This window comes from Bradyrhizobium sp. FW305-F6 (genome assembly GCF_058782905.1).
In genome coordinates, this window is sequence record NZ_JBYSYD010000002.1 from 259,520 (window position 1) to 277,864 (window position 18,345).

Annotated in this window: 17 protein-coding genes; 6 read left to right on the plus strand and 11 right to left on the minus strand. The window is 63.4% G+C overall.

The window, feature by feature from the left end; genetic code table 11:
* Positions 1-88: 88 nt before the first annotated feature.
* Both AC3WLX_RS12435 and AC3WLX_RS12440 read right to left on the minus strand, forming a co-directional pair.
* Positions 89-925: an enoyl-CoA hydratase family protein gene (locus AC3WLX_RS12435; protein WP_492336146.1), complete on the minus strand. Its 837-nt coding sequence runs from the start codon at positions 923-925 to the stop codon at positions 89-91.
* Positions 926-967: 42 nt separating this feature from the next.
* Positions 968-1,729, minus strand: coding sequence for an SDR family NAD(P)-dependent oxidoreductase (locus tag AC3WLX_RS12440; protein ID WP_492336147.1), 762 nt, complete (start codon positions 1,727-1,729; stop codon positions 968-970).
* A 184-nt stretch (positions 1,730-1,913) separates the two neighbouring features.
* On the opposite strand from AC3WLX_RS12440, the gene AC3WLX_RS12445 reads away from it, so the two are divergent.
* From AC3WLX_RS12445 to AC3WLX_RS12465, 5 genes are read left to right on the plus strand one after another with little or no spacing between them, the layout of a single operon-like run.
* Entirely contained in the window at positions 1,914-2,729 is an 816-nt protein-coding gene (locus AC3WLX_RS12445) for an alpha/beta fold hydrolase (RefSeq protein WP_492336148.1), read from the plus strand.
* Positions 2,730-2,741: 12 nt separating this feature from the next.
* The gene (locus tag AC3WLX_RS12450; RefSeq protein ID WP_492336149.1) at positions 2,742-4,031 is read left to right on the plus strand and encodes an acyl-CoA dehydrogenase family protein; all 1,290 of its coding nucleotides are present in this window, start codon (positions 2,742-2,744) and stop codon (positions 4,029-4,031) included.
* A gap of 2 nt (positions 4,032-4,033) precedes the next feature.
* Positions 4,034-5,569: a class I adenylate-forming enzyme family protein gene (locus tag AC3WLX_RS12455; RefSeq protein WP_492336150.1), complete on the plus strand. Its 1,536-nt coding sequence runs from the start codon at positions 4,034-4,036 to the stop codon at positions 5,567-5,569.
* Positions 5,566-6,660, plus strand: a complete 1,095-nt coding sequence (locus AC3WLX_RS12460) for an NAD/NADP octopine/nopaline dehydrogenase family protein (protein ID WP_492336151.1) — start codon at positions 5,566-5,568, stop codon at positions 6,658-6,660. The genes AC3WLX_RS12455 and AC3WLX_RS12460 overlap by 4 nt, the downstream gene beginning before the upstream one ends.
* Positions 6,657-7,649, plus strand: coding sequence for a 3-hydroxybutyryl-CoA dehydrogenase (locus AC3WLX_RS12465; RefSeq protein WP_291618179.1), 993 nt, complete (start codon positions 6,657-6,659; stop codon positions 7,647-7,649). The genes AC3WLX_RS12460 and AC3WLX_RS12465 overlap by 4 nt, the downstream gene beginning before the upstream one ends.
* On the opposite strand, the gene AC3WLX_RS12470 is transcribed toward AC3WLX_RS12465, so the two are convergent.
* From AC3WLX_RS12470 to AC3WLX_RS12495, 6 genes are all read right to left on the minus strand, one after another.
* Complete coding sequence (locus tag AC3WLX_RS12470) at positions 7,646-8,692, minus strand: 2,5-dihydroxypyridine 5,6-dioxygenase NicX family protein (protein ID WP_492336152.1); 1,047 nt, start codon at positions 8,690-8,692, stop codon at positions 7,646-7,648. The genes AC3WLX_RS12465 and AC3WLX_RS12470 overlap by 4 nt on opposite strands.
* 33 nt (positions 8,693-8,725) lie before the next feature.
* Positions 8,726-9,493, minus strand: coding sequence for an ABC transporter permease (locus AC3WLX_RS12475; RefSeq protein WP_492336153.1), 768 nt, complete (start codon positions 9,491-9,493; stop codon positions 8,726-8,728).
* Positions 9,490-10,275 carry an ABC transporter permease gene (locus AC3WLX_RS12480; RefSeq protein WP_492336154.1) on the minus strand — a complete coding sequence of 262 codons (786 nt, stop codon included), beginning with the start codon at positions 10,273-10,275 and terminating at the stop codon, positions 9,490-9,492. The genes AC3WLX_RS12475 and AC3WLX_RS12480 overlap by 4 nt, the downstream gene beginning before the upstream one ends.
* Positions 10,272-11,117, minus strand: a complete 846-nt coding sequence (locus tag AC3WLX_RS12485; protein WP_291618172.1) for an ABC transporter ATP-binding protein — start codon at positions 11,115-11,117, stop codon at positions 10,272-10,274. Before AC3WLX_RS12485 ends, AC3WLX_RS12480 begins: the two co-directional genes overlap by 4 nt.
* A 94-nt stretch (positions 11,118-11,211) precedes the next feature.
* Complete coding sequence (gene ilvD / locus AC3WLX_RS12490; RefSeq protein ID WP_492336155.1) at positions 11,212-12,906, minus strand: dihydroxy-acid dehydratase; 1,695 nt, start codon at positions 12,904-12,906, stop codon at positions 11,212-11,214.
* Between the two features lie 74 nt (positions 12,907-12,980).
* Positions 12,981-13,964, minus strand: a complete 984-nt coding sequence (locus AC3WLX_RS12495; RefSeq protein ID WP_291618167.1) for an ABC transporter substrate-binding protein — start codon at positions 13,962-13,964, stop codon at positions 12,981-12,983.
* 163 nt (positions 13,965-14,127) lie between these two features.
* On the opposite strand from AC3WLX_RS12495, the gene AC3WLX_RS12500 reads away from it, so the two are divergent.
* The gene (locus AC3WLX_RS12500) at positions 14,128-15,051 is read left to right on the plus strand and encodes an NAD(P)-dependent oxidoreductase (RefSeq protein WP_492336156.1); all 924 of its coding nucleotides are present in this window, start codon (positions 14,128-14,130) and stop codon (positions 15,049-15,051) included.
* A 6-nt stretch (positions 15,052-15,057) separates the two neighbouring features.
* Here AC3WLX_RS12500 and AC3WLX_RS12505 read toward each other — a convergent pair whose 3' ends face one another.
* The 3 genes from AC3WLX_RS12505 to AC3WLX_RS12515 all read right to left on the minus strand — a co-directional run bounded on the left by AC3WLX_RS12505 (position 15,058) and on the right by AC3WLX_RS12515 (position 18,194).
* On the minus strand, positions 15,058-15,621 hold the full coding sequence (locus tag AC3WLX_RS12505) for a flavin reductase family protein (protein WP_492336157.1): 564 nt from the start codon (positions 15,619-15,621) through the stop codon (positions 15,058-15,060).
* A 10-nt stretch (positions 15,622-15,631) separates the two neighbouring features.
* Entirely contained in the window at positions 15,632-16,861 is a 1,230-nt protein-coding gene (locus AC3WLX_RS12510; protein ID WP_492336158.1) for an acyl-CoA dehydrogenase family protein, read from the minus strand.
* A gap of 64 nt (positions 16,862-16,925) precedes the next feature.
* On the minus strand, positions 16,926-18,194 hold the full coding sequence (locus AC3WLX_RS12515; RefSeq protein WP_291618159.1) for a CaiB/BaiF CoA transferase family protein: 1,269 nt from the start codon (positions 18,192-18,194) through the stop codon (positions 16,926-16,928).
* Positions 18,195-18,345 lie beyond the last annotated feature (151 nt).

Sequence of the window (18,345 nt, forward strand, 5' to 3'; positions counted from 1 at the left end):
CAATTCACCCGGCCATGAAAACTATTTTAAGCCTAAAATAATTCCGCGCAAGTCCCCGCTGCGGGTTGGCCGCCGCAAAGTGGAGCGCCTAATCGCCCCTGAACACCGGCTTGACCTTACTGGCGAAAGCCTCGAAGGCACGCTCGAAATCCGCCGTGGTCATGCACAGGGCTTGGGCAACGGCCTCCGCCTCGATCGCCTCCTCCACCGACATCGCCCATTCCATCGCCAGCATCCGCTTGGTCATGGTGTTGGCGAAGGTCGGCCCTTCCGCAATCTGCTTCGCAAGCACTTGCGCTTGGGGCAGCACCTGCTCCGGCGTGACGATTCGGCTGAAGAAGCCCCAGCGCTCCCCCTCCTCCGCGGTCATGAACCGGCCCGTGTAGAGCAGTTCCGAGGCGCGGGATTGCCCGATGATCCGGGGCAGGATGGCGCAGGCGCCCATGTCGCAGCCGGCAAGGCCGACCTTGTTGAACAGAAACGCCACCTTGGCCCCGCTTGCGGCGAGACGCATGTCCGATGCCATGGCGATGATCGCCCCTGCCCCGGCGCAGATACCTTCAACCGCGGCCACGATCGGCTGCGGGCAGGCCCGCATCGCCTTGACGAGGTCGCCGGTCATCCGCGTGAAGGCGGTCAACCCCTTGGTGTCCATCTTCACGAGTGGGCCGATGATCTCGAACACGTCCCCGCCCGACGAAAAATTGCCTCCGGCGCCGGTGACGACGACGGATTTGACCGCATCGTCGAAGGCGCAGGCGCGGAAGAAATCGGTCAGTTCCCGGTAGCTTTCGAACGTCAGCGGATTCTTCCGCTCGGGCCGATTCAGCGTCACCGTCGCAACACCGTCGACCACCGCCAGCAGGAAATGCTGCGGCGAATAATCTGCAAGCGGGAGGGTGACGGGATTGGCTGGTCTGCTCATGCGATCTCCTAGGATTCCCTGTTCCGCGTCTGCACACACGCGCTAGATTTCACCGCCCGCAATTGCGATCGCCTGTCCGGTGATGGCGCCGGCGCCCTCGCCGCACAGCCAGAGCACCGCGTCGGCCACCTCCTGCGGCGTGATTAGGCGCCCTTGCGGATTGTATTTCGCCAGTTCGGCGATCGCCTGCTCGCGCGTTCTGCCTGTCTTCCTTATGATGTTTTCGATGCTGCCGGCGACCAGGTCCGTGTCGGTGAAGCCGGGACACACGGCATTCACGGTCACATTGCTTGCGGCCATCTCGAGCGCAAGCGAACGCACCAGCCCGATAACGGCGTGCTTCGCCGCAGCATACGCGCTGACATAGGCATAGCCCTTGAGCCCAGCCGTCGAGGCGACTGCGACGATGCGGCCATAAGGACGATCTTTCATGCCCGGCAGCACGGCACGGACGGTGTGAACCACGCCCATGAAGTTGACATCCATCATGCGCGCAAAAAGGGCGGAGTCCGACTTCAAAAATGGCGCCGATTCAGCGCTGCCCGCGTTGGCGATCAGGATGTCGATCGGCTGACGGGCACTCGCGCCGGCAATGGCGGCTTTCAAAGATTCTTCGTCCGAGACATCGGCGACAGCCGCAAAGTGCGCAGCCCCCGCATTGACCGCTTCTTCGAGAGCCGCCGCGTTCCGGCCAAGCACGGTGACGGTCGCGCCGACGCCAACGAGAGAAGCAGCGATCGCGCGACCAATACCGCGACCACCACCGGTCACCAGGGCGTGCGGCGAATGCGGCAATCCGGACATGCGCTGGGCTCCCTCGGATCTCGTTGCGTTCTCCGGATATATTTTAACCTTCAAATTTTTGCAACGAGAGAGGCGCCCGGACGCTGCGACGAATGCGGCCCGGAAATTGCTTTAAGCATAAAATTATCGCTTCCCATCGCCTACGGGCCTGTTAGCATCACAGGGCCAAGCAAAAGGATGTCGCGTGTCGCAGCCTGTGCCAATGATAACAAAGGACGGACGCTTCGCCTACGAAGCCGCGGGCGACCCGAACGCTACACCGTTGATCTTCCTGCACGGCATCGGCGGCGCGGCGCGGGCCTGGCGTCGACAGCTTGCTGCATTCAACAGCCGCTTTCGCGCGATCGCATGGGACATGCCGGGCTACGGTGGTTCGGCGCCGCTTGCAAGCGTCAGCATCGCTGCCCTGGCGGAAGCGCTACAGCAGTTCATCGACCAGCTCGGCGCAACCAGACCCATCGTGGTTGGCCATTCGATCGGCGGCATGATCGTTCAGAAGTGGCTGGTGCAGTCCCCCAAACTGGCACGCGCGGTCGTGCTGGCGCAGACCAGCCCGGCCTTCGGGAAGGCTGATGGCGATTGGCAAAAATCATTCATCGCGGCGCGGCTCGGACCGCTGGATCGCGGGGAGACGATGAAGTCATTGGCCCCCTCCCTGGTGAAGGAACTTGTCGGCGACGATCCCGATCCGGACGGGATGGAGCTGGCGCGCGAATGCATGGGAAGCGTGCCCGAGGCAAGCTATCGCGCCATGATGCTCGCGCTGATCGGCTTCGATCAGCGCAGCACGCTTGGGGATATCTCCGTCCCGGCGCTGCTGTTGTCCGGCTCCAAGGACAACAACGCCCCCGCACCGATGATGGCGAAGACGGCCACCTTCATTCCAGGGGCAGAGTATGTCGAGCTCGCCGGGGTTGGTCATCTCGCCAATCTCGAACGGCCCGGCGCCTTCAACGAAGCTCTCGGCCGGTTTCTGAACGCACTCGCGACCACAGCTTGAGGTAACTGCGCGATGACCATGCAAGTCAGCAAGACCATCGGTACGACTGAGAAGGTCGCGCTGGATGCACCGATCTTCGATCCCATTGCATTTCGCTTGAGCGACGAACAGGCCGGCATCATCGCCCGCGCAAGGGAGATCGGCCAGACCGTATTTGCAGGTCGCGCCGCTACTTACGATCGCGAGGCGATCTTCCCGACCGAAAACTATCGCGACCTGCATCGCGTCGGGCTGCTCGGCATCGCCGTCCCCAAGAAGCACGGCGGACTCGGCGCGAACTACCAGACCTATGCCTTGGCGGCGGCCGAGATCGGCCGCTATTGCGGCGCGACCGCGCTCACCTGGAACATGCATGTCTGCTCGACTCTGTGGTCGGGCCCCCTTGCCGACGATCTCGACATGGATGCAGAAACGCGCGCCGAACACGAGCGGCGCCGTGCGGTCCACTACAAGCGCATCGTCGACGACGGGGCGATCTACTCGCAGCCGTTCTCCGAGGGCGGCGCTGCCGCTGCGGGCGGCGTCGCTTTCGGCACCGAAGCAAGGCCGGTCGCCGGCGGCTGGATCGTCAACGGCAAGAAGATCTTTGCTTCGCTCTCCGGCCATGCCGATTACTATGGCGTGCTTTGCACCGAGATCGAGGAGGGCGAGAAGGCCTCGCGCCGCAACACGCTTTACTTGGCGATATCAGCGAAATCAGACGGCGTCTCGGTGGTGGGCGACTGGGATCCGCTTGGCATGCGCGGCACAGTCTCGCGGACGCTGCTGTTCAAGGACGTGTTCGTGCCGGAGGATTCCGCGCTGATGCCGCGCGGCGTCTATTTCCAGGCAGCTCAACGCTGGCCGCACATGTTCCTGACGCTGTCGCCGACCTATATGGGCCTGGCGCAAGCCGCCTATGATTTCACGGTGCGCTACTTGCGCGGCGAGGTGCCGGGCATGCCGCCCGTCAAGCGCCGGATGTACCCGACCAAGCAGATCGCGGTCGCGCAGATGCAGATCAAGCTGGAACAGATCAAGGCGATCTGGTTCCAGGCTGTCACCGAAGCCTGCGCCAATCCGAGCAAGGAGCAGGTTCTGCGCGCCTATGCCGCGCAATATTCGGTGATGGAAGGCGCCAATGAGCTCGCCGCGCTCGCGATCCGCACCTGCGGCGGTCAGGCCATGCTGCGGTCGCTGCCGCTGGAACGGATCTATCGCGACAGCCGCTGCGGCTCGCTGATGCTGCCCTGGACCGCCGAGCTCTGCCTCGACCGGATCGGGCGCGAGGCGCTCTACGAGGCGGGTGAGACGGACGACTGACGGTGGACCTCTGTAGTCTGATCGAGCGGAACGCGGCGTTTGCGCCGGACAAGACCGCCATTGCCTTCGAGGGGAAGCGGCTGAGCTATGCCGAGTTCGCCGCGCGCATCGAACGAACCGCGACAGCCTTAAAGGGCGAGCTCGGCGTCGGCCGCGGCGACCGTGTCGCAATCCTCAGCCTGAACAGGCCGGATTACCTGGTTCTGCTCTATGCATGCGCGCGCCTCGGGGCGATTCTGGTACCGCTGAACTGGCGGCTGTCGGTCGCCGAGCAGCTATTCATCCTGAACGATGCCGGAGCCAAGGTTCTCATGCTCGAGGAGGCGTTTTCCGGAATGCTGGCCGAGCTTGGGCAGACCGCTCCGGGACCATCCGTCGTAGGCCTCGACTTCACGCCGCCGGCCGGCACGTCGTTCGAAGCTCTGCTGGCTAGGAGCAGCGGCACCAGCCGCAATCCGCACACCGATCTTTCCTGCCCGCTGCTCATCGTCTATACATCGGGAACGACCGGACGGCCTAAAGGCGCCGTGCTGCGGCAGAACGCGCTGTTCTGGAACGGCGTCATGAGCCAGCACATGCACAACATGACGTCCGATGATCACGTGCTGACGGTGCTGCCGTTCTTCCACGTCGGCGGCCTCAACATCCAGACCACGCCGGCGCTCCAACTGGGTGCCACTGTGACAGTGCACGCACGCTTCACGCCGGATACTGCGCTTGCCACTATCGAGCAGGACCGGCCGACGCTCACAGTCATGGTGCCTGCGGTCATCCAGGCGGTAAGCGAGCATCCCGCCTGGGCGGCCGCCGATCTCTCTTCACTCAAGGCCGTCGCCACCGGCTCGACGATCGTGGCGCCGCACCTGATCGAGCGCTTCGTCGCGCGTGGCGTTCCTGTGCTTCAGGTCTACGGCTCGACAGAAACCTGCCCCATCGCGGTCTACACCCGCCTCGGCGGCGATCTTTCGCGCACGGGATCGACCGGCCTTGCCGGCCTGTGCTGCGAGGCGAAAGTGATCGACCGGGCCGGCAACGAACTGCCTGCGGGCACGCCGGGCGAGATCGCGGTGCGCGGCCCAAACGTGTTCTTCGAATATTGGGGTAACGAGGGCGCAACGCGCGAGGCGTTGCACGACGGCTGGTATCGCACCGGCGATATCGGCCTTTACGACGCGGACGGCTATTTCTGGGTCCGCGACCGCAAGAAGAACATGATCATTTCCGGCGGCGAGAACGTCTATCCGGCCGAGGTCGAGCGCGTCCTGCTCGAGCACCCTGACGTCAGCGAATGCGCCGTGATCGGCCGGCCGGACCCGCGCTGGGACGAGGTGCCGATCGCCTATGTCATTGCGAAATCAGGCTGCCGGCTGGAAGCGGAAGAACTAAGGGCGCATCTTCAGGCGCAACTCGCGCGCTACAAGGTTCCGCGCGAGATCGTCTTCGTCGCCGACCTGCCGCGGACCGCGCTGGGCAAGGTCCAGCATTTCCTGCTGAAGCAGCTTGATGCGCAGTCGCGCCCGCAAGGAGAAGCATCTTGAAGATTGCGATTCTGGGTGGGGGAAACGGCTCTTTCGCGGCCGCGGGCGATTTTGCCCTGTCGGGGCATGAGGTGCGGCTCTGGCGCCGCGATGCCGATCAAGTTGCGGCTCAGCGCGCCGCCGGCTCGCGCATCCTGGTCAAGGATCACAACGGCCGTCACGACGTGAGGCTAGCTCTGGTCACGACGGACATCGCCGAAGCGGTCATTGGCACGGAGCTGATCTTGTGTCCCGCTCCCGCCTTCGCACAAGCGGATATCGCCCGCCTGCTCGCCCCGCACCTGCGAGACGGCCAGGTCGTGTTTCTGCCGCCGGCGACATTCGGCTCGATGATCTTCGCCCAGGCGGTCCGGAATGCCGGCAACCACGCCAAGGCCAGCTTTGCCGAGACCGGCACGCTGCCCTGGCTGACCCGCAAGCACGGACCGTTCGAGGTCGCGATTACCATCCGCGCCAAGCGCTTGCCGGTCGGTGTGTTTCCACATGATCAGGCGCCGCATGCACTCGACGTCATCGGACGCGCCTTCCCGGGCGTCATCGAGCCCTGCGGAGACGCCCTGTCCGGCGCGCTGATGAATGCAGGCCCGATCATCCATCCGCCGCTGATCGTGATGAACGCAGGGCCGATCGAACATTTCGAGCGCTGGGACATTCACAAGGAAGGCACGCAAGCTGCGATCCGGCGGGTCACAGACGCGCTCGACGCCGAGCGCATCGCGGTGCGCGAGGCGCTCGGTTACGGCGCACCGCATTTCCCGCTCGCTCATCACTACGCGAAGGAAGGCGAGATCTGGATGTATGGCCGCGGCTCGCACGATCGGCTGACCGATTCGGGTGACTGGCGCGAGCGGATCGTCCTGGCCGAGCACCGCTACCTGCGCGAGGATCTGCGGCTCGGACTGTCGCTGCTGGTGTCGGTCGCGAGCCTCGCCGGCGTGGCCACGCCGCTGGCCAAAGCGTTCCTGTCGATCGGCGGCGCGATCTGCGGCGAGGACTTTGCGCGAGGTGGCCGGACGCTCGAGACGCTTGGGCTCAGCGAGCTCAGCAAGGCCGAATTGCAGAAGCTGCTTCGCAATGGATTTGATCGATGACCAATCGCGCCAATATCGCCTGTCTCGGCGCCGGTCGCATGGGGCGCGGCATCGCCGTCGCGTTCGCCTATGCAGGCCACAGGGTCACAATGATCGATATCAAGACGCGTTCCACGGAAGATTTCACCAGGCTGGAAGCGGACGCGCTCGGCGAGGTCAGGAAGACTTTTGCCAGCTTGTCGAGGCTGGGGCTCTTGGCCGAAGCGGATGTCGATCCGCTTATCGCGCGCGTCTCGGTCGTCGCAGCCTCCGGACACGATGCGGTACTGGCCGAGGCCGGCTTGGTCTTCGAGGGCGTACCCGAGGTGGTAGAGCTCAAGCGCGAGGTATTGGCGGCAGCGTCAAGGCAAGTCAGCCCGGATACGGTCATTGCATCGACGACATCGACGATCCTCGTCGACGATCTCTCCGGCGCGATCGTCAATCCTCGCCGCTTCCTCAACGTGCATTGGCTCAACCCGGCCTATTTGATTCCGCTGGTCGAAATCTCGCCCGGCAAGGCGACCGACCCGACCGTCATCGACGACGTCAAGACGCTGCTCGAAGGCATCGGGAAGGTGCCGGTGGTCTGCGCCGCGACGCCCGGCTTTATCGTTCCACGCATCCAGGCGCTGGCAATGAACGAAGCCGCACGCATGGTCGAGGAAGGCGTGGCCAGCGCGGAAGAGATCGACAAGGCGATCCGCTACGGATTCGGTTTCCGCTATGCCGTGCTCGGGCTGCTCGAATTCATCGATTGGGGCGGCGGCGACATCCTCTACTACGCGAGCAGGTATCTGGAAGGCGCGCTTGGCAGCGACCGCTACCGTGCGCCAGACGTCATTTCACGCAACATGCACAAAGGCCGGATCGGCCTGCGCACGGGCGCAGGCTTCCTGGACTACGCCGGGATGGACGTCGATGCGTATCGCCTGAAGCGGCTTCAGGCCATGGTCGACCTGCTCCGGCACTTCGATCTGGCGCGCCCCCCGGTGCTCGACCGCAACTAGCCGAAGATATCCTGCAGCACGCCATCACGGACGACGGCAACGCCGTCGAGCTCAATGGTCGTTCCCATCATCGGCAGGTCGAAATGTCCCGCCGTGTAGCGTCCTGCGAACTCGTTCGCGCCGGTCGAGAACAGGAAATTGCCGGGGACGGCGCGAATTTCGGTGCCGTTGGTATCGCGCTGGTCGTACATCGAGAGCGCCTCATAGCGCGCCCCAGGGTTCATGCCGAAGCCGACATGCGAGACCGCATAAGCCTCGCGATCGCCCCATGCGGCGAGATAGGCGCGCATCATCGCGGCGTCCGTGCCGTCGCCTTCCAGCTCGACGACATAGTCGTCCTTCAAGGTCATCTTCACCGGCGAGGTCAAATAGCGCTTGAAGGTCAGGTTGATGTCGCCGGGCGCCATCACCAGCGTGCCGTTGATGGTTCCGCTCTTGGGAAAGCTGACGACGATGCCACCCGGCCAATGCGCCAGCGTCCCGGGCTTGTCGGTCCAGCCCCACACACCGACAGTGGAAGCCCCGACCATGTCGACGTCGAGCGCCGTGCCGGCTTTGGAGGTCACCCGCATGCGCTTCGTCCCGCGCAGCATCTTGGCCGCGGCACGAACACGCTTCTCCAGCGCGGGATCCGGTACCATCCGCTCCAGGGCCTCGGGATGTTCGTTCGAGATCACCAGGATCCGTGCTCCGGCTTTCAGGATTTCCGGTGTCTCGACCGCATGCATCAGGCCCTCAATGGTGCAATCCACCACAAAACCTGCCTGCTGCAGGGCGGTGATGACCGGGCCGAGCTTCTGGATTGCCTCGCTCGCCCCGGTGGAGCGAACTGGAACGATATTCCGGTTTCGGGGTGTCGGCATCACCACGTGAAACGGACGCGCCCCCATGCGCAGCAGGGCCAGCTCTGCAAGATGCACGTTTAACGCCCGCGACTGGGTTTCCGAGAGAATCGCGGCGGTATCGCCAGCCTTGACGCCGCAACGTTCGAAGATCTCGCAAAATGCGTCGATCCATTTTGCCTCGATGCGATCTGCCAGCATGGGTCACTCCCGGTCTTGTTTCTTCGTTTCAGATCACGCTTCTGGAAAGCCGCGCAAGAGGTACGATCGCAGGGCGCTCAGCAAGGCATTCAGGATCAACCCCAACAGCGAGATCGTGATCAGCGGAACGAACATGTCCACGGCCTGGAAGGTTCTTGCTGCCGTCACAAGCGCGTGCCCCAATCCGTCCGTCGACGTGATCATCTCGGCCAGAAACACCACGATGCAGGAAATGACAAGGCCGATCCGGCACCCGGTCAGGATCGATGGCATCGCTGCCGGCAGCACCACTTTGAAGAGAATTTCGCGGCGCGGCGTTCCCGCCGCCATGGCCGACCAGATCAGCTTCTGCTCGACCGTCGATGCACCGTAATAGGTCGAGAGCAAAATCGGAAAAAGCGCGTCGGCAGCCACGAGGGTGATCTTCGATCCATGACCAAATCCGAGCAGCAGCAGCAACGCCGGATAGAGCGCGACCTTGGGCAAAGGCGCCAGGACCCGCACGATCGGCCGGACAACCGCGTTGATCGCTGGACTGGCGGCAGCGGCGATGCCGACACTGACACCGATCACGACTGCAATCGCGAAGCCGGCAAACAGCCTGATCAGGGTCGCCGCGATCTCCTGCTGGAATGTTGAAGTCACAAGCTGCTGGAGCAGCCGGCCGAAGACGAAGCCTGGCGGCGGCAGCAGAACTGCCGGCGCGAAGCCGAAAGACACCAGGCCCTGCCACAACGCGACCACCATCGCGATCGGGGCAATTCCAAGGGCGACATTTTGGGAGAGATACCGTGGCATCATGAGAAACTCAGCGGCATGTCGAACTGAGGTTCGGACCAGCGCACCAGTCTTGCGCGCACCCGCTCGAAGATCGCGTCGAGGCAGATTCCCATCGCGCCCACGATGATGATCATCGCAAAGACCGTGTCGTATTGGCCCATGTCGAGCGCGTTGAACAGGATGTTCCCGGCGCCGGACTGGCGCGCAATCATCTCGCTGGTGATCATTGTGATCAATGCCAGCACCAATCCAGTACGGCACCCTGTGAGAATCTCCGGGAGCGCCGCCGGCAGCACGATGCGCACCAGGCGTTGCAGCGGCGAAAGCCCCATCGCAGCGCCCGACCACAGCATCTTCTCCTGGACCGCCTTGGCGCCTTGGAAGCTGTGGTAGATCACGGGCAGGCTGACACCGAGGAAGATCACCAATGTCTTCGTGAGATCGCCGACCCCCAGCCACAGCATGATGATCGGCATCAACGCCGCCTTGGGCACCGGGTAGATCACCATCAGGAGCGGATTGAAAAAGGCCGCCACCGCAGCGTTACGTCCCATCAAGAGTCCGAGAGGAATCGAGAAAAGCACGGCCGCGCCAAATCCCATCGCCATGCGCCGGAGCGAGGCCAAAATGTTAATCAGGGATTCTTTGTCCCCGAGAATGCTCGGGACCGCCCTGATCGCTTCGATCGCCGTCGGAAAGCTGTCGTTCTTCAGCGCCAGCGACGCAACCTGCCACACCGCCAGCAATCCGATGCAGGCCAACACCGGTGCGGCGCGCTTGGCCATGGCAGCCGATGACATCATAGGTCGGGCCCGGCTTCGTCGCTCTCGTCGAACATTCGCTCGATATCGACCACGTACTTCTGATAGCGGGGGTCGAGCAACAGCTCGTTGCGGCGGCGCGGTCGCGGCAGATCAATGTCGATGACCTGCCGGATTCGACCAGGCGATTTCGACATCATGACGACCTTGTCGGAGAGGAAGACAGCTTCGTCGACCGAATGGGTAACGAACAGCACGGTCTTGCGGTCACGCTCCCAGATGTTCAGCAGATCGTTCTGCAGGCGCGTCCTTGTATGCGCATCGAGCGCGCCGAACGGCTCGTCCATCAGCAGCACTTCAGGATGATAAGCAAGCGTCCGCGCCAGCGCCACGCGTTGCTTCATGCCGCCCGACAACTCCTTGGGGTAGAAATTCTCATAGCCCTTGAGACCAACCATCTCGATCAAGGCCCTGCTCTGCGCCTCGGCCTCGGCGGTGCGTATCCCCTGCTGGCGTGGGCCATACATCACATTGCCCAGCACGGTCTTCCAGGGAAACAGGGCAAACTCCTGGAACACCGGTCCGCGATCCGGCCCCGGTCCCGTGATCGCCCGCCCCTTCATCTTCGCCGCGCCGCTGGTCGGGCTGACGAAGCCGCCGACAATGTAGAGCAATGTCGACTTGCCGCAACCGGACGGGCCAAGGATGGAAACGAAGGCGCCCTCCTCGATCGTCAGGGAGATGTCCGAAAGCGCCACATGATCTTTGCGCGCCGAGGTCTGGAAGACCTGAGAGACGCGGTCGATCTCGATGATCGCAGAAGCCGGCTCTTGTCGCGCCACCGGTCTCACCCATTCGCTCGATCTCGCAGGCACTGCCATCATCCCGCCTTCCGCCTCGCTCGGACCAACATTCAGCGCAATGAGCTTAGCAAGAAGCCTGCCAGACAGGCCGTTATTCTCGCACAAGTGCGGCGCGTCATTCGAACCAGGGCCATTCCGCCGGGCCTTCATGCGTCACGGCGCCGCCCGGAGCCTGCCCGACCAGGCGCGCATATTTGGCGAGCGCACCTGCGCGGTGCCGGGGCGGACGTTGCGTCCAGTTAAGTTGCCGAGCGGCGAGTTCCTGCTCGTCGAGCAGGACATCCATCCGGCGGTTTGCGGCATCAATCCGGATCCTGTCACCGTCGCGAACGAGCGCCAAGGGACCGCCCACAAAAGCCTCGGGCGACACGTAGCCGATGCACATGCCGCGGGTTGCGCCGGAGAACCGGCCATCGGTGATCAGCGCCACTTTTTCGCCCATGCCCTGACCGTAGATGAGCGCTGTGACGCCGAGCATCTCGCGCATGCCGGGACCGCCGACCGGCCCCTCATTGCGAATCACGAGAACCTCGCCCGCCTTGTAGCTGCGGTCGCGAACCGCGGCGACGCAGGCCTCTTCATCCTCGAAAACTCGCGCGACACCTTCGAAAAACTGGCTCTTCAGGCCAGCTACCTTGATCACCGCACCATCGGGACAGAGATTTCCCTTCAACACCGCGACGCCGCCGTCAGGCATGATCGGCGCACCAGCCGCATACACGACCTCTCCGTCGGGCCCGTTAGCAGCGCCATATTCTTCAGCAAGCGTGTGGCCTGTGATCGTGATGCAGCGGCCATCGATATGACCGCTTTTGATCAGCTCGCGAATGATGACCGCAGCACCGCCGATGTCGTAGACATCCTTCGCCGTGTATTTGCCTCCCGGCCGTAGATTTCCGATCAGCGGCGTCCTGGCAAAGACTTCGCCCACATCATCGATGGTGAATGCAATCCCGGCTTCGTTCGCTATCGCCGGCAGGTGCAGCGCGGCGTTGGTCGAGCCGCCCGTTGCGGCGACGATTGCTGCGCCGTTCTCCAGGGATTTCCGCGTCACGATGTCGCGCGGCAACGGCCCGCCACGCTTCAGCATCTCCATGATGAGGCGTCCGGCGCGTCGCGAGATCTGGGCGCGCTCGGAATAAACACCGGGCACCATCGAGACGTTGGGAATGGTCAGCCCCATCGCCTCCGAAACCATTCCCATGGTGTTCGCGGTGAACTGGCCAGCGCATGCGCCAATCGTCGGCAGGCAGGCACGCTCGATCCGCTCGAGGGTCGCGCCGTCGATCTCACCGGTCATGAAGCTGCCGACAGCCTCGTAGGAGTCGAGCACCGTGAGCGTCCGCCCGTCCACGCGACCCGGAAGCGAGCTGCCGCCATAGATGAAAATGGACGGTACATTGCAGCGAACCATGCCCATCATGACGCCGGGAAGCGTCTTGTCGCATCCGCCGTATCCGATCAACGCATCATAGGCCAGGCCGTGAACGACAGCCTCGATCGAGTCGGCGATCAGCTCCCGCGAGAACAGCGAGAACTTCATCCCCTCATGATTCATGCTGATGCCGTCGGACACCGAGATCGTCGAAAACTCCCGCGGCGTGCCGCCGGCCTCCTCGATTCCGGTTTTGGCTGCAGCCACCTGAAAGTCATGGGTCATGTTGCAGGGCGTCTGCTCGCCCTTCATGCTGACGATGCCCACCATCGGCTTGGCAATCGCAGCGTCATCGAGCCCCATGGCACGCATGAATGCACGATGCGGGGCCCGGTCGAGCCCATCTGTCGTAACCCGTGATCGCAGCTTCTTCATATGTGCATCTTCTTCATGCAGCGTCCCGGAGGACCCGGAACGCCACGATTGTCGTTCAATCACCCATCCTGCTTCTATTGCAGCGGCGCGACGATCGACGGATGCTTGAACTGTGCGACATCCAGCTTAGGCAGCATTCCCGTCTCTGCATAGATATCCAGCATCTTCTGGATCGCGGGGAAGTTCGGCGCGGCGCCCGGATCGCGGCCGAAATCGTTGTCCTTGAGCAAATAGGTCTCGAGCACCGGAACGGGCGCCTTCAGCACTTCGGACACCACTTTCAAGGTCTCCTCTCGGTTGGCCAGCGCTTTCTTCATGCCTGACGTGATGTCGCGGACATAGGCTTTGACCAGTTCCGGGTTCTTGTCGACGAAATCGGCACGGCAGGCTTCCAGGATGTGCACGATGTTCGGCATGGCCTCGGACAGCGAAAACAGCTTCCTTGTGCCGCCCTTTGCCTCTGCGCGCGCGGCAAACGGCTGGTTCATGTTGACCGCATCGACGCGGCCTTGGCGCAGCGCGTCCTCGGAGACGGCGAAACCAACCTCGACCAGCTTGATGTCCTTGGCGGGATCGACGCCATTCTGCTTCAGGAGCAGGTTGAACGGGCCCTGCGTCCCACCACCAATCACCGAGATGCCCACCGTCTTGCCCTTGAGATCGGCAATTGTCTTGATCGGCGAGTCATCCTTGACGGCCCAGTAGACCGAGAAGCCGCCAGGCTTCTCGAAAACGTGCTGCGCGACGATATAGGCCTTGAGATTGCCGCCGACGACACCGTTGGAGAGCGACAGCGGCGCCTGGGTCGCACAGTCCAACGCACCGGCCGCCAATGCCTGCGTCATCGGCGCGGTGCCCTGAAATTGGGTCCATTCGATATTGTAGGTCTTGCCTAGATTGGGAAATTCAGCTGGCCTGCGCATCATCCAGTACTTGGATTCCTCCGCCGGAATCGTCCAGCCGACGCGGATCGTCTGCTGCCCCCATGATGGGCTTGCGCCCGCGCTCACGGCGGCTGCTGCCCCCAAAGCCAGGATCCACTTCGAAACGGTTCGCATCGTGCCACTCCGCTGCTCCGGCGCCGACAGGCGCCCCCAACCCGACCTCGTCAAATGTTTCATGGTTCAAACAATCAGGCAAGCCATGCAGGCCGGGCGGTTTCGCCGCGCGATGCGCCATGTATGGTAATGCGGCGTCGGAATGGACCGAAGGAGACAACCTGTGGCTGATGAGAGCAAGGCAAACCCGCGAGGCACCGAGAAGCTTGGTTATCTCGGCCTGGGACTCATGGGCACGCCGATGACCCGACGCCTGCTCAAGGCAGGTTATCAGGTCGCTATCTGGAACCGGTCGGAGGGCAAGGTGGCTCCCCTCGTCGCTGCCGGCGCCAAGCGTGCGATGACACCTCGCGACGTTCTGGTGAATTCGGACATTGTCTTCATGTGCGTCACGGACGCTACCGCCGTCGAAGAGGTGATTTTCGGGCCCGAAGGCCTGGCGGCTGCGCCCGGCGCAGGCAAGCTCGTCGTCGACTTCTCGTCCATACATCCGGACGCTGCTCGCGATCTCGCAGCGCGACTGAAAGAGGCGAATGGGGCGGGCTGGATCGACGCGCCGGTGTCCGGGGGCACGAAAGGTGCGGAAGAAGGCACGCTGGCGATCATGGCCGGCGGAGAAGCCGGCGACATCGAGAGGGTGCGGCCCTATGTGCTGTCCATGGCCCGCCGATTCACCCACATGGGCCCAACCGGCGCCGGCCAGACCACGAAGTTGTGCAATCAGGTGATCGTCGGTTGCGCGATGGCGGTTCTCGCGGAAGCAACGCGCTTGGCCGTGAACGCGGGTATCGACGCCAACCGGTTGCCCGAAGCGCTCGCCGGAGGCTTTGCGGATTCCATTCCACTCCAGCTGTTCGTGCCGAGGATGGCGCAGGGCATTCACAGCCCCCCGCTCGGCCACATCGCAACGATGCTCAAGGACCTCGATACGGTCGCCGATGTCGCGCAGGCGACCTCGACTCCGGTCCCGATGGCCTCGCTTGCCGGACAACTGTTCAGGCTGGCGAAGGCCGCGCGCGGCGCGGAAGCGGACGCATTGGAGATCTACAAGCTTTCGGCGACAGAGCACCGGTCTGGGGCGAGCTGAAGCGCCTCATGGCGACTTTTTCCGCTCATCGTCGGCTATGAAGCGACCGAACGTCCCTCGCGCGAAAAGCAGCGGCTCTTTCGCAGTGTAGGTGTAGGCCTCGACCGCACCGAGAAAGATGACGTGGTCGCCGCCATAGTAGCGATTCGCTGAGCGGCATTGGAAACTGGCGACGCTCTCGGCGAGCACGGGCGCCCCGCCGAGGCCAGGCGCCCAGTCGACGCCGGTGAACTTGTCGTCCGATGATTTCGCGAACTTGTTCGCAAGCGCTTGTTGCGAAGCGCCAAGAACATTGACGGTAAAATGGCTGGCGTTCTGGAAGATGGTCAGGCTGGAGGAATAGACGACGAGGCTCCACAACACCAGTGGTGGATTGAGCGAGACCGAGGCGAACGAATTGCACGTCAATCCGTAGGGCTTGCCGTCAGGCGCGGCGGCCGTGATGATCGTCACGCCCGTCGCGTAAGTGCCGAGCGCGTTGCGAAAGTCGCGGGGATCGATCTGCGAACTGTCGCTCGCGAGCTCGTTGGCGGGATCGGGAGCGCCGGGCTGCCTCGGCTGATCATTCATCGACCGGGCCTCACAGCGTGAGATTCTCGGACGGCAGGCCCAGGGCTACACGTCCATAATTGGTTCCTGCCGCGTCGAAGTTGAACGCCAGATGCGAATTGATCGCGTGCGCGTCGCGGAATTGCCGCTGCAAGACGCCGCTCGTGAACAGACCCCGCGCGCCGCTCGCGGCAAACAGCATCGAGACCGCGTCCGTGCACAAGTTCACCGAGAAGGATCCATCGCGCCGATACCGGGTTTTGGTCGCCATGTCGGGGATATGACCCCGCCGCGCGCCTGCCATGGCATCGAGGCAGACCGACCGCATGATCAGGCGTGCGGCGTCGATCTTGGCCGAGGCCTCCGCGATCTTGATCTGCGTGCTCTGGAAATCGCTCAGCTTGGCGCGGTTGTAGGTCGAAATGCGATGACGGGCGACCTCGGTATAGTCGTCGAGACACGCTCGAGCATTCCCGAGCGCGACACCGGAAAGGACGTATGGGAAGAGTGAGAACACCGGCAGCGTATAGAGCGGATTCGGATTGACCTTGCTTCCCGGCGTCGGCCCACCAGAGAGATCACCGACCGCGACCGTCATGTGGCTGGCCACGAAGGTCTCCCTGACCTCCACGTCGCAGGACCCCGTCCCGCGCAATCCGGCGACATTCCAGGTGTCCAGCACCTTGTAATCGCTTTTCGGCAACAGGAAGATTCGATATTCGATGCCATCAGCCTCATCGTCGGAATAGACCACGCTCGCAAGCATGTTCCATTCGCAGGAGGCAACGCCGGACGAGAACGGCCAGCTGCCATGCAGCCGGTATCCGCCCTCGACCCGCGTGGCCCGTCCAGCCGGAAAAATGAACGAGGATGCGATCAGCGTGTCCGGATCACCGCCCCAGACCAGATCCTGCGCCTTCTGCTCGAACATGCCGAGCATCCAGTGATGGCTCGCCAGGTTGGCGAAATTCCAGGCGACCGACGCATCCGCCTTTCCGAGCAACTCTGCGCAATCGACGAGGGCGACGTAGTCGAGCTCGGCGCCGCCGACCCGGGCCGGCTGGAGCATTCGGAACAGGCCGGTGTCGTGGAGATCCCCTTCCGTTTCCGGCGGAAGATGCCGCAGCTCTTCCGTCCGCGCCGCGCGCTCTCTCAGTCGCGGCAGGAGCGCCCCAGCCTTCGCAATCATGGCCGCATAGACCTCTCCACCGGCTTGTCGGCCGGCGGTCTGGATCATGCTTGGCTCCTGGCCAGGCGCCATTCGGGTCCCTCGCTCTCACACATTTATGCGGCGGGACCTTTGCCAAATCAAGCCGAGGGATCTCTCAAGCCGAAGTTGGGGGCTTGACCGCGCCAAAGGCGCCTTTCTCGGCGAACTCCGCGATCCGACGTTCGTCGTAGCCGAGCGTATCCTGCAGGACTTGCTTCGTGTGCTCGCCCAACAGCGGGGCCGCAACGGGATCGATCGCGCCGGTCAGGCTCATCAAGATCGGCGGCTCGATGTTCGGCACCCATTCAGCCGTGGGGTGCGGAATCCGGCTCAGGCGATGGCGCTCACGAGCCTCGGGCGCATTGAAGCCCTCTTCGACTGTCCGGAGATAGCCCACCGGAATATTGGCCAGCTTCATCTTTGCCATCCAGTTCTCGAGGGTATCGCTCGCGAAAACATCCGCAATGGCAGCCCGGAGGAGCTCCTTGTTCTCCGAACGGGCCTTGCGCGTCGCAAACTGCGGATCGGTAATGAGATCGGGCCGGTTCAGCACCTCGACCACGAGCCGTCGGTAGAGCCGGTCGTTGGCGCAGGCCATGTAGAGCGGTCCGTCAGAGGCCTCATAGACCCCGACCGTGGGTGACCCGCTCGGCGAATTCCCGAAGCGACCGGGGTTTTCGCCGTTGATGAGGTAGGCCATCCCATAGAAACCGGTCATTCCGATCGCGACGTCGAACAGGGCGACTTCGACATGCTGCCCGCGGCCGAGCCGGTCGCGTGCCAGCAGCGCAAGCAGAATGGCGTTGCAGGCGGACATCCCAGTCGCCATGTCCACGATGGGCGGGCCGGTGCGCACCGCCGGGCCGTCGGCAAATCCGTTGAGCGACATGAAGCCGCTTTCCGCCTGCGTGATGGGATCGAAGCCAGGCCGCGAGGCGAACGGTCCAGTGCGTCCGTAGGCGGAGATCGAGCAATACACTAGCCGTGGATTGAGCGGCGCGACCGACTCATAGTCGAGCCCGAACTTCTTCATGACCCCGCTCGAGAAATTCTCGACGACCACATCCGCCTTGCGGATCAGGTCGATCGCGATCTGGCGGGCCTCCGGCACGGCAAGATCGAGCGCAATGCCACGCTTGTTGCGGTTCAGGCTGAGAAAGGCGGCGCTTTCGCCGCCGATTTCGGCCTGCTCGTAGGCGCGCGTGTCGTCGCCGCCGTCGGGATTCTCGATCTTGATGACGTGCGCGCCGAAATCGGCAAGCGTCTGGGTACAGGCCGGTCCGGCGACCACCCGCGTAAAATCGACGACCAATAGACCATCGAGCGCAGCCGGCTCGCCTGTCCCTCTCATTGAACGTTCCGGCAATTGAGGTTTGGTGGGCATCGATAGCGCTCCTTACATCGGCTTATGGCCGCCGAATTTCCCGCAAGAGCAAACTTAAAGCCCGGCGCCTCCGTCTTCGCAAGTCCCCCGCCCACATCGCTTCAGTACGCAAAAGGGACCCCGCAGCCGCCAGGCTGCCGGGTCCTCGGAC

Bases quoted from the DNA above. Each gene is read 5' to 3' on its own strand.
- AC3WLX_RS12480 (WP_492336154.1), bottom strand. From the start codon at position 10,275: ATGATGTCATCGGCTGCCATGGCCAAGCGCGCCGCACCGGTGTTGGCC.
- AC3WLX_RS12485 (WP_291618172.1), bottom strand. From the start codon at position 11,117: ATGATGGCAGTGCCTGCGAGATCGAGCGAATGGGTGAGACCGGTGGCG.
- AC3WLX_RS12505 (WP_492336157.1), bottom strand. From the start codon at position 15,621: ATGAATGATCAGCCGAGGCAGCCCGGCGCTCCCGATCCCGCCAACGAG.
- AC3WLX_RS12495 (WP_291618167.1), bottom strand. From the start codon at position 13,964: ATGCGAACCGTTTCGAAGTGGATCCTGGCTTTGGGGGCAGCAGCCGCC.
- AC3WLX_RS12435 (WP_492336146.1), bottom strand. From the start codon at position 925: ATGAGCAGACCAGCCAATCCCGTCACCCTCCCGCTTGCAGATTATTCG.
- ilvD (WP_492336155.1), bottom strand. From the start codon at position 12,906: ATGAAGAAGCTGCGATCACGGGTTACGACAGATGGGCTCGACCGGGCC.
- AC3WLX_RS12450 (WP_492336149.1), top strand. From the start codon at position 2,742: ATGACCATGCAAGTCAGCAAGACCATCGGTACGACTGAGAAGGTCGCG.
- AC3WLX_RS12470 (WP_492336152.1), bottom strand. From the start codon at position 8,692: ATGCTGGCAGATCGCATCGAGGCAAAATGGATCGACGCATTTTGCGAG.
- AC3WLX_RS12475 (WP_492336153.1), bottom strand. From the start codon at position 9,493: ATGATGCCACGGTATCTCTCCCAAAATGTCGCCCTTGGAATTGCCCCG.
- AC3WLX_RS12440 (WP_492336147.1), bottom strand. From the start codon at position 1,729: ATGTCCGGATTGCCGCATTCGCCGCACGCCCTGGTGACCGGTGGTGGT.
- AC3WLX_RS12515 (WP_291618159.1), bottom strand. From the start codon at position 18,194: ATGCCCACCAAACCTCAATTGCCGGAACGTTCAATGAGAGGGACAGGC.
- AC3WLX_RS12510 (WP_492336158.1), bottom strand. From the start codon at position 16,861: ATGGCGCCTGGCCAGGAGCCAAGCATGATCCAGACCGCCGGCCGACAA.
- AC3WLX_RS12465 (WP_291618179.1), top strand. From the start codon at position 6,657: ATGACCAATCGCGCCAATATCGCCTGTCTCGGCGCCGGTCGCATGGGG.